This window comes from Sphaerisporangium sp. NPDC005289 (assembly GCF_040607455.1).
In the GTDB taxonomy this organism is placed as follows: Bacteria; Actinomycetota; Actinomycetes; order Streptosporangiales; family Streptosporangiaceae; genus Sphaerisporangium; species Sphaerisporangium rhizosphaerae.
Genome location: NZ_JBEXGS010000007.1, coordinates 149,834 through 162,781, shown reverse-complemented (window position 1 = coordinate 162,781; position 12,948 = coordinate 149,834). Strand labels below are relative to the sequence as shown.

At 69.6% G+C, this 12,948-nt stretch carries 7 protein-coding genes; 1 reads left to right on the top strand and 6 read right to left on the bottom strand.

All coding sequences use genetic code 11. The features are described 5' to 3' along the window. Positions 1-46 precede the first annotated feature (46 nt). From fxsT to ABZT47_RS14765, 5 genes are all read right to left on the bottom strand, one after another. Complete coding sequence (fxsT, locus tag ABZT47_RS14785; RefSeq protein ID WP_354840991.1) at positions 47-4,033, bottom strand: FxSxx-COOH system tetratricopeptide repeat protein; 3,987 nt, start codon at positions 4,031-4,033, stop codon at positions 47-49. Next, a complete protein-coding gene (locus ABZT47_RS14780; RefSeq protein WP_354840988.1) occupies positions 4,026-5,291 on the bottom strand; it encodes a TIR-like protein FxsC in 1,266 nt (421 codons plus the stop codon). The genes fxsT and ABZT47_RS14780 overlap by 8 nt, the downstream gene beginning before the upstream one ends. A 59-nt stretch (positions 5,292-5,350) precedes the next feature. Continuing rightward, the gene (locus tag ABZT47_RS14775) at positions 5,351-5,980 is read right to left on the bottom strand and encodes a TIR-like protein FxsC (RefSeq protein WP_354840985.1); all 630 of its coding nucleotides are present in this window, start codon (positions 5,978-5,980) and stop codon (positions 5,351-5,353) included. Positions 5,981-6,148: 168 nt separating this feature from the next. Then, positions 6,149-8,488 carry an FxsB family cyclophane-forming radical SAM/SPASM peptide maturase gene (locus ABZT47_RS14770; protein WP_354840983.1) on the bottom strand — a complete coding sequence of 780 codons (2,340 nt, stop codon included), beginning with the start codon at positions 8,486-8,488 and terminating at the stop codon, positions 6,149-6,151. A 29-nt stretch (positions 8,489-8,517) separates the two neighbouring features. Beyond that, positions 8,518-8,682, bottom strand: coding sequence for a hypothetical protein (locus tag ABZT47_RS14765; RefSeq protein WP_354840980.1), 165 nt, complete (start codon positions 8,680-8,682; stop codon positions 8,518-8,520). Positions 8,683-9,448: 766 nt separating this feature from the next. Between ABZT47_RS14765 and ABZT47_RS14760 the strand changes: the two genes are divergently transcribed. Continuing rightward, positions 9,449-11,413, top strand: coding sequence for a glycosyl hydrolase family 18 protein (locus ABZT47_RS14760; RefSeq protein ID WP_354840978.1), 1,965 nt, complete (start codon positions 9,449-9,451; stop codon positions 11,411-11,413). A gap of 165 nt (positions 11,414-11,578) precedes the next feature. On the opposite strand, the gene ABZT47_RS14755 is transcribed toward ABZT47_RS14760, so the two are convergent. Beyond that, on the bottom strand, positions 11,579-12,946 hold the full coding sequence (locus ABZT47_RS14755; RefSeq protein ID WP_354840976.1) for a condensation domain-containing protein: 1,368 nt from the start codon (positions 12,944-12,946) through the stop codon (positions 11,579-11,581). Positions 12,947-12,948 lie beyond the last annotated feature (2 nt).

Sequence of the window (12,948 nt, the reverse complement as noted above, 5' to 3'; positions counted from 1 at the left end):
CCAGGCCGTCCAACGGCCTGGGCGTGCGGCGTACGGGAGCGCGTGGTCAGACGGGGAGCGCCTCCAGGTCCAGGGTCATCCGGCGGTCGCCTTCCAGGAACTCCAGCAACTGGTGGGTTTCGCCGAGCACGGCGCGGAAGGAGTTCAGCGTCTCCTCCCGCAACGACCGCGCCTCGGAGTCGTGGTCGGCGTAGGACAACGTCTTGGCGAGGTTGGCCGAGCAGGCCAGGGTGTCGGGGTGCGTCGGTCCGAGCGTTTCGCGCAGCGCCTGGAACGTCGCGCGCTCCAGGCGCAGCGCTTCACCGAGGTTTCCGAGGTCGGTCAGGCAGTTGGCGTAGTTGACGGCGCTGTACAGGGTGTAAGGGTGGTTGTCGCCGAGCATGACTTCCATGGCGCGGAAGGTGTCGGCGGCCATGCCCGCGGCCTTCTCGGGGGACTCGGCCTCGCGAACGTAGATCGACAGGTTGTTGGCCGCGATCAGCGTGTAGGGATGCTCGGGTCCCAGCATTCCCGCGAACGCGTCGCGCACCTTGCTCACGATGTCGCGGGCCTGGCTCTTCTCACCCAGCGCGGCGAGGTCGGAGGCCAGGTTGATGCGGCAGACCAGCGTGTCGGGGCTCTCCACGCCGTACACCCGCTCGAACAGCTTGCTGGTCTGCTCGGTGAGCTGGAACGCCTCGGAGTAGAAGCCGGCCTTCCGCAGGGAGACGCCGAGGCTCTTCGCGGTGCGCAGCGTGTCGGGGTAGTCCTCGCCGAGCAGCGTGCGGTGCTGCTCGTACATCTGCCGCAGCAGCTGCACCGACTTGGTGTACTCCCCGGCGTCCCGCAGGTCGCCGCCGAGGTTGGCGCCGGAGAACAGCGTGTAGGGGTGCTGCGCGCCCAGGACGAGGATGCGGCGCTGGTAGGTGTCCTCGTCCACGTCCCGGGCGTCGGCGAACCTGCCCACCGTGCGAAGCGACACCGCCAGGTTGTTGGCCGCGGCCAGGGTGCGCGGGTGATCGTCGCCGAAGTTCTCCTTCAGCCGGTCGAAGGTGTCGGTGGCCATCCGCAGCGCGTCGGCGTACTCCCCCAGCGCGCGCAGGTCGGCGGCCAGCCCCCCCGCCGTCATCAGCGTGTGGGGATGGTTCTCGGCGTTGGCGCCGAAGAAGACCCGCTGCCGGGTGAGCACCTCGTCGTCGGTGCGCCGCGCCTCGATGTAGAGGCCCTGCGATCGCAGGACGTTGGCCACCTGGAACCGCAGGTGCAGGATCTGCCGCTCGATCGTCTCCAGTTCCTGATCATCGGGGGCGGGTTCGGGATCGCCCGTGAGCCGCTCGCGGACGGGGGGGTAGCGCACGAGCCACGCCGACTCCAGTTCCTCGCCCAGGGCGATGGCGTCCTCGAACTGGCCGCGCCGCCACAGATAGCGCACCCGCTCGATCAGCAGGTCGCGGATCGGCTCCCTGCCCCACTCGATGGCCTTCGACGGATCGAGGTGCGGCCAGATCTTGTCGTACTCCTGCCACTTGCTCTGGTCGTCCACGTCGCTGTCCCACGGCCGGGCGCGCACGAGGATGGCGTGCACCTCGCGCGCGGCCGTGACCTGCTCGTCCTCCGACATCCGGTGGCGGACCATGCCCTGCACGAGCCGGTGGACGACCACGGACTTGATGGCCTGGTCGAGCCGGGCCAGCCCGAAGCGGCTGATCTCCTTGATGACCCGTCCCATGACGAGCTTCTCGCGCAGCGCCGGGTCGTAGGGCACCAACGCGCGCCTGGCCTCGTCGCTGTAGAGCATGTCGATGGAGATGGCCTCCGGCGCGAAGAAGGCGCAGAGCTGGAGCAGCCGGGTGCCGGCGGGCGAGCGCTGCTGCAGCTCGGTGAAGGACACCTCCCAGGCCGCCGCGACCGGGGTCGGGTAGTTGGCCGGCTTGTTGAGCGACAGGACCTGCGACATCTTGGTCTTGAGCTGGTCGACGTAGTCGCCCGGGGCCATGCCCGTCTCTGAGAGCCAGGCGGCGGCCTGCTCGATGGCGAGGGGCAGGTCGCCGAGAGCGTCCGCCACCATGTCGGCGTCCTCACGGCTCAGCGCACCGACCCGCTGCACCAGGTGCTGCACGCTCTCTTCGCGGGTGAAGACGTCGACCTCGAGCGGGGTGGCGAGCTGTGACCATTCCTGCCCGCGTGAGGTGATGATGACGTGGCCGTGCCCGCCGGGCAGGAGGTTCTCGATGTCGGCCGGCTCGTGCGCGTTGTCGAACAGCAGCAGCCAGCGGATCTGGGTGTCGCGCTGCAGCTTGCGCCGCAGGCTCTGCAGAACGTCCTCGACGTTGTCGCCGACCGAGATGCCGAGGTGCTCCGCCAGGTCGACGAGCGCGGGAATGGCCAGGGCCGCCTGAGCGGAGGGGACATACCAAAGCACGTCGTAGTCGGCGGTGAAGCGGTGGGCGTACTCCAACGCCACCTGGCTCTTGCCGATGCCGCCCAGGCCGTGCAGCGCCTGCGGCACGACCGCGGCGGTGTTGTTGCCGCCGATGAGCTGGTCGCGCAGCCGCTCCAACAGCGTGCCGCGGCCGGTGAAGGCGGTGTTGCGGGTGGGCAGGTTGCTGATCACCGGCTGGGTGCGGGGGAACCGCGCGCCGGAGGAGGCCGTCGCCGACAGGCTCTGCACGTCGCGCGGCGACTGGCCGAGCGCCCGCATGACCGCCATGGTGGCCTGGTCTTCGTCGATGCGGACGAGATCGACGGCCGGCGGGTCGCTGAAGGGGTAGGCCGTGCGCATGTCGGCGACCCGCACCGGCACCACGACCGGGCGCCCGGCGGAGCCGGCACCGGCCGACAGGCCCGGCCACAGCTCGCGTACTTGGGGCGAGCGGACGTAGGCGGGAGAGAGGACGGCGATGAAGTGGTCGACGCCGCCCCGCTCGGGCCTGGCGTCGGAGGGCTCGTCGAGGGTCTCGCAGTGCATGTGGACCCGGAAGTCGGCGCGGACGAGCAGAGACTGCAGCCACTCCGCCCAGATGCGGTCCTCGGGGACGTAGCTGAGGATCACGTCCCCCGGTGCGACCGGCCGGACACGGGTGAACAGATCGCGATAGCGGAGCCGCTGCTTCTCGTCGATGGGTACGTTGCTGAGCTCGATGCCGGTGACGACCTCGGTGAGGCTCTCGTAGGCCTTGAGCATCGAGCGAGCCGTGTTGGGGACGTCCACGAACGCCGCGAGGATCTCCTCGAAGGCGTAGAAGGGCCGGTAGGGAATCTCGACGGAGGCCCAGTAGCGGTCGGGCTCGGCCCTGCCGGGGCCGGTGAGGAAGCGGTCGAACTTACTGCGGGCGTAGGCCCGTCCCGCGTCGAGCTTCTCCTTCTCGGCGCTTTCTTCGACCCGCATGGGGACGGGGAAGATCTGCATGCTGCGGCCGGTGCTCGCCTGGCTGACGTCACGGGCGACGTTGGCCGCGCCCTCGATGCCCTGGTCGCTGAGAGTGAAGCAGTCGACGAGCCGGTCGGGCAGGTGCATCGTGCAGATGTCGGCGATGTCGCTCAGTCCGGTGCGGCTGTCGATCAGCACGAAGTCGTAATCGCGTTTGACACTGGACCGCAGCGCGTCGAAGAACAGGCCGCCGCCGAGTTGGTCCCAGAAATTGTCCCAGTCGAACGAGGCGATCAACGACGAGTACTCGCGGTTCTGCCTGCCCGCGGACATGAAGTCCAACCGGCCGGGGGCAGGGAATCCGTTCCACTTCAACGGGGTCACATACGGATGGACCTGCGCGTACTGCTCATACCAGTCGTCGGGCCGCGGCTCGTCCAGAACGGCCGCCCACGCGTATTCCTGCAGCATTTCGACGACACCCGGCGTATCGCTGATGCCCGCGGTCAGGAATGGATGGAAGAACTTGTGCAGCCCCGGCGACTCCAGGTCCCAGTCGATGGCCAGCACCTTATGGCCGTTGCTCGCGAGGATCCACGCGGTGTTGGCCAACGCCATCGTGCGTCCCGTTCCACCCTTGTACGAGTAGAAGGTGATGATCTGACCTTCTTGGTGGTCACGCATCTCGATCCTCACGGTTTATCCGATTCTCTGCGCCATCCGGTCCCCGCAGTCTCAGGCGCGAGGCCTGCGGCCCGGTGGGAGGATGAGCCGTCGTATGCTTGAGATACTGATTTCCCACGCGGTGCACAACGGCGCGCAGAGTGCGGCCGAACTCTTCGATGGTCGATGTATCCCGTGCCGAAATCCTAGAGCTCATTCGCCCTTCCACGAGCCTGCGGCGCAGAACCTCCTCCAATTTCCGCGCCAGCTCGCCTTCGAGCCGATACGTCTGATCGTCGTCGCGGTTCCAGGGGACGATGATGTCGATCCACGGCTTGTCCAGATCGTCCAGCCGCCTGAGTTGCCCGAGCAGTTCGGGATCGTCGCCCGCCCACGGGTCGATGATGAGCACCGCGGGCGCCGAGGGCGGCTGGGACCCGAGCACCTCCTCGGCACTGTCGCGCAGAATGAGAACCTCAGGGGCGTACTCCAGGTTGCGCACCAGATCGGTCGCGTAGTCCGCCAGAGAGGTCGTGCTCTGCGGATAGTACGGATTCCACTCGGCGTCCTCACCCCCGTAATAGGCGCCGCTCCTGGCGGGGGCCCTCTGGGCCGGGGCCAGCACGATCTGCAGTTTTCGGCGGGGATAGCCGGTGAAGGCGTTGTGCACCGCCTGGTAGCTCATCTCCTCGCCCGGCAGCACGCGAGAGGACTCGGCCGCGTCGACGATGCGCTGGGCCAGTTCGGCCACCGACGCCTCGTAGGCCTGGTTCAGATCGGTGCGCATCATGCCGTAGAGGCCGAGCCGCTGGTAGGTCTCGCCCATCGCCGCCGCGTCGAACTTGACCTCCTCGGTCGCGGCCGGCACCTTCGGCGGCGGCGTCGGCACCCACAGAGCGGGGACGATCGCCTTGATCTGCTCCGACTCGCTGACCGACCGCCTCACCCGGCGCGCGAAGACCGCCCACTCGCGCCCGCAGCGCTCGCTGACGAAGTAACGCGGCGCGTAGAGCGGGACGAAGACGCGGCACGACCGCAGCGCCGCGGCGGTGCGCGGCGACCAGCCGGTCCGTGGCCGCTCGTCGTCCATGTAGCCCACCACGTCGGAGTCCCCGAGCGCCGTCGATTCGGCGACCACGCGCGAGAGCCTCTCGAAGAACGCCCTGACCCACTCGTCCGGGTCTCCGGTGTCCTCGGGCCCGTATTTCGGCGTCGGCTCGTAGCTGAGAAAGAAGTAGGGAACGCGATGGTCGATGTCGCCGGGCGTCAGAATGGACATGTCACATCACCTCGCCCGCGCGATGACGGGAATAGGGGCGGCCGCGTACCGCGTCCCGCTCAGCACTGCGCCTCATCGAAGACGTTCCTCAGGTTGGTGAAAACCGCGGGGTCGCACGGCGCCAGACGCGTGCTCGTCGCGACGTCGACGATCGCGGTCGCTATTTCGAAGGTCGCGCTGACATACCCCTTGTGGAAGTCCTTCATGATCGCCAGTCGGTAGAGGCAGTCTCCTCCCGGCTCGGGGTGGCGCACCTGAAGCTCACTGGCGACCTTCGGGAGGTGGTTCATGTCGACCGGAGCCCACAGCACGGGAAGGATCGCGGTGAAGGGGTAGTACCGTTCGTTCCGGTGCAACTCCACGCGGCGGGCGAAGGCGTCCCACTCCTTGCCGCAGAATTCGCTGGTGAAATATTTGGGCTGGTACAGCGGCACGAAGACCTTGCAGGTCGCGAGGGCATGCATGATGTCGGCGTTCCAGCGGTTGCCACCGAGTATCGTGCGGTCGATGAATCCGGCCGGCACCCCGTCCGGATGGTCGGTCAACTGCATGATGTGGCGGCACAGATCTCTGTAGAACTCGACGACATGGCCATCTTGCTCCCCGCTGTCGGTCGGCCCGATATGGCGGTAGGACAAGAAGAAAAACGGCCCGCCCAGTCCATCGCCGGAGAACGATCCGTCTGCCATGAGGTTCCGTCTCCCGACCTCGCGGTTGCTCCTCCCCACCCAGAGGAAGCCGGACGCGGAAGTGTTCGAACACTTACCACGATAAAGGTAATGCAACGCGACCGCCCATCAATGGTCAAGCGCTACACGGCATCTGTTTCAGATGAAGCACACAGAAGATCGCGAAAATCAGTCATCAGACCATGATTCGACCGTAGCCCGTATTTTCCCGACGAACCGTTCGCCGAGCGGGGTGAGCGACCCGCTGTCGATCAGCGTGCCGCACGCGGCGAGGGTGCCGGAACGCCAGCGCCGATACCGGATCTCCGCGGCGCGGGTGTCGGCCTCCGCGCCGCCGTGCCGCCGCACCCGCCAGAAGTCGGCGACCGCCACGTGCGCGTAGGTGCCCTGGAGCAGCCCCTCCAGCGGACGCCTGTCCGCGCGCCAGGGCGCCTCGTACAGCCTGGTGTCGCTCTGGTGGTACAGGTGGAGCTTGTACAGCCCCAGCAGGTCCATCACGGCGCCCAGTTTGACGTGCTGGAACTCGTGCATCATCAGCAACGCCAGCGTGGCCGGGTCGCCGGGAAGGGCGACGCCGATCGCGCCACCGGCGTACCTGGCGGTGGCGCTCGCATCGGCGTCCGGCCCTGCCGAGGCGAGCGGCGTCATCACCCGCAGCCCCGCGGCCAGGGCGGGGGCGTAGGCGGCGTGGTCGGCGAGGATGAGGTCCCATGCCCGCGCGAACATCTCCTGCCATTCCTCCGCCCGCTTCCGCGACAGCCGCGGCGAGACCGGCGTCTCGTAACAGTCCCGGTGGGGGTCGGTGTCCTCCAGGACCACCGAGAGGCCCTTCGCGGCGAGCCGGCGGACCGGCCGCCAGTCGCCGCCCGCCCGATCGTCCGGCCGGACCTCCCAGCGGCGGCGGCCGGCGGTCACGGCGAACCCGCCGGGACCGGTCTCGACCCGCGCCTCGGCGACGCGCCCCGTCACCAGGCCGCCCAGCGTGGGCAGATGCAGCAGCCCACCCGTCACCGGAACGGTGAGCCGCGCCACGACCCCGGCGCGGACGGCCGCCGCGAGGACGATGTTCGCCAGGTAGCCCGGCTCGGGCGCGGCATGCGCGGCGCTCTCGCGGCACCGCTCGGCCCACACCCGCACGTACGGATGGTCGAGGACCCGCTGCAGCGCGTCCCGATGATCGCGGTCGAGGGCCAGGAGCAGGTCCCATGCCCCCGGAACGCCGGGCAGGCCCGTCTCGCCCACTCCGGTCACCAGCATGCGGCGAATGAACCTCTGCCCGCTCTCCAGCCGGGCGATCACCTCACCTCCGCCGTAACCGCTCCCGAGAGCGTCGAGCTCATCCTGGGGGATCGGCAACGCCACGGCGGAGACGACGGGCGCGCTGCCGCGCGGCGGCGGGGAAGCACCTCGTGCCCGGTCGTCGTGCTCGTGGATGTGCGTGACGAGCCTGAGCAGATCAGGGCAGTACACGCTGGGGTTGAGGAATCCGGCGCCCGCTCGGTACCGGTGGGCGTACAGCCCTCCGCCGCAGCTCGTGACCACCGGGCAGCTCTGGCAGGTCTCGCACAGTCCTTCCAGGCCGGCGCGGCGGCCGGCCATGCTCGGCGACGCGGCGAGCTGGTCGAGCGTGTGGGTGAAGACATCGCACCCGGTGGCGGGGGCGCCGTCGTAGGCGGTCTTGAGGGAGTCGACCTGCTCGTACCGGCCGTCGGTCTCGATGACCGCCAGGTCGCATTCGTCCAGGCCGAACGCCTCGGTCAGGCTTCCCTGCCCGCGGCCGGTGCGGATGATGGAGTCGAACATCCGCACGCCGACCGGGCGGCCGTCCTTCACCCACCGGTCGAAGATCGCGATGAGCCAGTCGGCGTACTCGGTCTCACTACGGGGGCGAGGTGGAGGGTGGTCCCACGTCGCGTGCGGCAGGAGAAAGTCGACCACCGGCGGATCGAGGGCGATCAGCGCCTCGTAGACGGCGACCGGGTCGTTCCGCACGTCGATGGTGCACAGCAGTCCGGCGTAGATGCCGGGGTAGGTCCTGCGCAGCAGGTCGATCCCTCTGATGACCCTGTCGTAGCTCCCCCGGCCATCGGCGTAGCGCCGGTGCAGATCGTTGGCCGGCCGGTCACCGTCCAGAGAGACGCCCACCCGCACGCCATGGGCCGCGAACAGGCGGCAGAAGCGGTCGTCGAGCGTCACGCCGTTGGTGTGGACGCGCAGGTCGAGGCCGCACACCCCCTCCAGGGCGCCGCGCAGCCCCACGATGGCCTGTTCGAGCAGGTCGTGTCCCGCCAGCAGGGGCTCCCCGCCGTGCAACACCACGTGCACGGCGGGAAGGCGGTGCGCCCGGGCGTGCTCGGCGATGCGGTCGGCCGCCGCCGTCAGCGTGTCCGGCTCGATGACCTTCGGACGGCGGCGCCAGCTCTGGTCGGCGTGCTCGTACACGTAGCAGTGGTCACACGCGAGGTCGCACCGGCTCGCGACCTTGAGCACGAACTGTCGGAACGGCACCGGGTTGTCCCTTGAAGCCGCCGGCCTCCTCAGATCGAGGAGTTGAAGGCCGCCACGGAAACTTTCACGCCGGCCTTCGGGGGAACCGTGTCAAAGAGATCCTTGTACTGCGCCGTCTCTAGCAATTGGGTGAGTGGCAGGACGGACAGATCTTCGACCGAGGGAAGCATCGTGCCGTCTCCAGAGTTCCGCATGCCTTTACCGTTCTGCTTGGGGGGCTGGAATTATTCGCGAGCGAGCTTCGGATCGATGGACCAACCTGGCCGGCGGCGGCGCTCTCGCGCCGTGGGCGCTGGGATGATGCGGTGCCGGACTCCCGCATGTGCGCCCCAATCGGCCGATCATGGGACTTCCGACCGGCTTCGTTTTGACATTACTACCCTGGTTTCGTTTTTGCACCCCGGAAAGCGGGATCTTACTTTCTGTACACAGTCCACCGGGGCCGGTCAGGCGCGTTTGTTTCCGACCTTTTCTCGGGCTACCGGTCACGGCGAAACGGCGAGGCGATAGCGGGCCGCCGGCTTCCGCCGGGCGTGCCCGGCGCCATCGCGATCCCCACCGCCGGGCGGGCGGTCGCGCGGGGGCGCTCCGGGGTGGACGGCCGGGGGAATCCGGGGTGACAGGACATTGACGGCGGAGTCAAGGGCGGGTAGGTTCGCTGCTAATTAAAAGGAAAGCTTCCTAACAGTTTCGTTGTGACGACGAGGTGGGGAGGTTGCCGCCATGCCGCGGTCTCCGCCGGTCCTCCGCCAGTTCGCCCCGTACCGCCGCCCTCAGTGAATGCCGGGCGAAGCCGCCCGCGCGGCCGCCCGCCGGGTTCCCGGCCCCCGTGCCGCGTGCCTCCCGCCGGGTTTCCGGCCCCGCGCGCCGGGCCGGGTTTCCGGCCCCGCGCGCCGCCCGCCGTACATACGTCCTCATCGACCCCCCAATTCGCATCCGCCCGATGGACGTGGAGCACAAATGAGATACAAGTTCGCCAAGGTCCTGCTCGCGACGGGGGCAATGCTCCTGCCGCTCGGGACGGCGGTCGCGTTCGGGCCGAGCGCCTCCGCCACGGTCGCGGTCGCGAGCCGCGCCGCCATGGCCGCCGCGTGGGCCCCGAACACGGCCTACACCGTGGGCACCGTGGTCAGTTACAACGGCGTCGACTACCGGTGCGTCCAGAGCCACACGTCGCTGGTCGGCTGGGAGCCGCCGAACGTGCCGGCTCTGTGGACGCCGGTCACCGGCGGAGGCGGCGACACCACCGCGCCCAGCGCGCCCGCCGGTCTGCGGTCCACGGCGACCACCTCCTCCAGCGTCTCGCTGGCGTGGAACGCCTCCACCGACAACGTCGGCGTGACCGGCTACAACGTCTACCGCGGCTCGACGCTGGTCACCACCGTCACCGGCACGAGCTACACCGACACAGGTCTGTCGGCCGGCACGGCCTACGCCTACACCGTCAAGGCGCGCGACGCCGCGGGCAACCTGTCGGGCGCGAGCAACACGCTCAACGTCACCACGGCGACCGGCGGCGGCGACACCACCCCGCCGAGCACGCCCGGCAGCCTGCGGTCCACCGGCACCACCTCCTCCAGCGTCTCCCTCGCCTGGAACGCCTCCACCGACAACGTCGGCGTCACCGGCTACAACGTGTACCGCGGCGGCACGCTGGTCACCACCGCGACCGGGACGAGCTACACCGACTCCGGTCTTTCGGCCTCCACGGCCTACACCTACACCGTCAAGGCGCGCGACGCCGCGGGCAACCTGTCGGCCGCGAGCAACCAGGTCAGCGCCACCACCCAGCCCGGCGGGGGCGGCGGCGGGAACAAACTGCTCGGCTACTTCGCCGAGTGGGGCGTCTACCAGCGCAATTACCACGTCAAGAACATCGAGACAAGCGGGTCGGCCGCCAAGCTCACCCACATCAACTACGCCTTCGGCAACGTCACCAACGGCCAGTGCGCCATCGGCGACTCCTACGCCGACTACGACCGCGCCTACACCGCCGCCGAGAGCGTCGACGGGGTGGCCGACACCTGGGACGCGGGCGCGCTGCGCGGCAGCTTCAACCAGCTCCGCAAGCTCAAGGCCAAGCATCCCGGCCTGAAGGTGCTGTGGTCCTTCGGCGGCTGGACCTGGTCGGGCGGGTTCGGGCAGGCGGCGGCCAACCCGGCCGCGTTCGCCAACTCCTGCTACAACCTGGTCGAGGACCCGCGCTGGGCCGACGTGTTCGACGGCATCGACATCGACTGGGAGTACCCGAACGCGTGCGGCCTGAGCTGTGACGGCAGCGGCGCGGCGGCGTTCAGGAACCTGATGTCGGCGCTGCGCTCCCGCTTCGGGTCCAGCTACCTGGTCACCGCCGCGATCACGGCCGACGGCACCTCCGGCGGCAAGATCGACGCGGCCGACTACGGCGGCGCCTCGCAGTACATCGACTGGTACAACGTCATGACCTACGACTACTTCGGGGCCTTCGCGGCCAACGGCCCGACCGCGCCGCACTCGCCGCTGACCTCCTACAGCGGCATCCCGACCCCCGGCTTCTACTCCGACGCGGCCATCCAGAAGCTCAAGAGCAAGGGCGTCCCGGCGAGCAAGCTGCTGCTCGGCATCGGCTTCTACGGCCGGGGCTGGACCGGGGTCACGCAGAGCGCCCCCGGCGGCAGCGCCTCCGGCGCGGCGCCCGCCACCTACGAGGCCGGCATCGAGGACTACAAGGTGCTCAAGACCCGGTGCCCGGCGACCGGCACCGTGGCCGGCACCGCCTACGCGTTCTGCGGCAACCAGTGGTGGAGCTACGACACCCCCAGCACGATCTCGGGGAAGATGAGCTACTCCAAGAACCAGGGTCTCGGCGGCTCCTTCTTCTGGGAGCTCAGCGGGGACACGACCAACGGCGAGCTGATCACGGCGATGCGGAACGGGCTGGGCTGAGCCCGGCGACAGGCCGCGAGAACAAGGACAAGAACGAGACGAGACCAAGGACAAGGGCGAAGACGAGACGACCGGCGCGCCGTCACCTGGGAGCAGGTGGCGGCGCGCCGCCGCGTCGTCCGGCCACTTCCGGTCCGCGCCGCGGTGTCCGGGCGCCGTGTGTGGTCAGGCGGATGCCGTGCCGGCCAGGCGTGGGAGCTCAGCCAGTCGCACCTCGCGGTAGGCGGCCGCGAGGAGCAGGCGCTCCAGTCCGCGCAGGTAGCCTTCCATCGCCTCCGGCGGGAGGTAGGCGGTGTCGGCGGTGAGCGAGATCCCGAGGCCGGCGGGCTCGTCGGTCACGTGCAGGCAGAACCTGCAGTTCAGCTGGTCCAGCTTGACCGGCCAGCTCACCCTCGTCTCGTCGAGGGAGGCCCGGACGGCCGCCTCGTCGTGCTCGGCGGCGACGATCCGCGGCGGCTCCACCAGCCGCTGGTCGTTGAAGCAGCAGTAGGGGTGGACGGTCTCGCCGCGCTCGGCGCTCACGGCGTCGACCACCCGGCGGAGCTCCAGCGGGTCGAATCTCGTGTGCTTGTAGGCGCGCAGGGACGACGCCCACGCCGAGCGCAGCAGGCTCTCGAAGGTCTCGTCGGTGAGGTCGAGGACGAACAGGCCGTCCTGCGCGAGCGGCGTGACCACCTCACGGTCGCGCACGTGGAAGCGGTTGTTCACCACGGGGAGCATGGCGCAGGTGCGATGTCCCGTCACCTCCCCCACCATCGCGGCGGCGCCGGCGAGGAGCACCGTCGTCTGGCTCACCCGGTACCGGCCGGAGATCACCTGCACGGCGGTGCCCATGGCCGGGGACGTCATCGCCGCCCGCCAGAACCGGGGCCGCTGGGGCGGGCCGGCCGGGGCGCCGAACATCGAGGGCGCGATGCGGCGGTACTCCCGCTCCCAGAAGGCCAGCGCCGAGGAGGAGACGCGCAGGCCGGCGGGCGACGACTGCTCGCGGGCCAGGTCCAGCGGCTGACGCGGCGGCGGCCCGGGGAGGGCGCCCCGGCGCAGCAGCAGCCGCAGGTCGCGCACGGCGACGTCGGCGCCGTGCCCGTCCGCGGCCAGATGGCAGAACACGATCACGACGGACCGGACGTCGCCGTCGCACGTCACCAGGCCGATGCGCACGGGCCACTCGGCGTGGTAGTCGAAGACGGGCGCGGCCAGACGCTCGAGCATGTCCTCCGCCGTGCGCCTGAGGTCCGCGGCCGGACACTCCACGACCTCGACCTCCAGGGCCCCCGAGCGCTCCACCGCCTGGTGGACGTCGCCGTCGGCCTCACGCAGGCGCGTGCGGAGGGACTCGTGCCGGGCGACCAGCGCCGCGAGCGCCTCCAGCACCACCCGCTGCGGGTGCGATGCGATCGTGACGACGCGGCCGAAGTTGAAGTAGTGGTCGCTCGGCATGGTCCGGCACATCGCCAGCCATATCGACCGCTGCCCCCAGGCGAGGGGCGCCGTCCCGGACCGCTCCCCGCGGAACTCCAGCCGCGTCCTCATCG

Coding starts and splice junctions, on each gene's coding strand:
- fxsT (WP_354840991.1), bottom strand. CDS start 4,033: ATGCGTGACCACCAAGAAGGTCAGATCATCACCTTCTACTCGTACAAG.
- ABZT47_RS14780 (WP_354840988.1), bottom strand. CDS start 5,291: ATGTCCATTCTGACGCCCGGCGACATCGACCATCGCGTTCCCTACTTC.
- ABZT47_RS14775 (WP_354840985.1), bottom strand. CDS start 5,980: ATGGCAGACGGATCGTTCTCCGGCGATGGACTGGGCGGGCCGTTTTTC.
- ABZT47_RS14765 (WP_354840980.1), bottom strand. CDS start 8,682: ATGCGGAACTCTGGAGACGGCACGATGCTTCCCTCGGTCGAAGATCTG.
- ABZT47_RS14760 (WP_354840978.1), top strand. CDS start 9,449: ATGAGATACAAGTTCGCCAAGGTCCTGCTCGCGACGGGGGCAATGCTC.
- ABZT47_RS14755 (WP_354840976.1), bottom strand. CDS start 12,946: ATGAGGACGCGGCTGGAGTTCCGCGGGGAGCGGTCCGGGACGGCGCCC.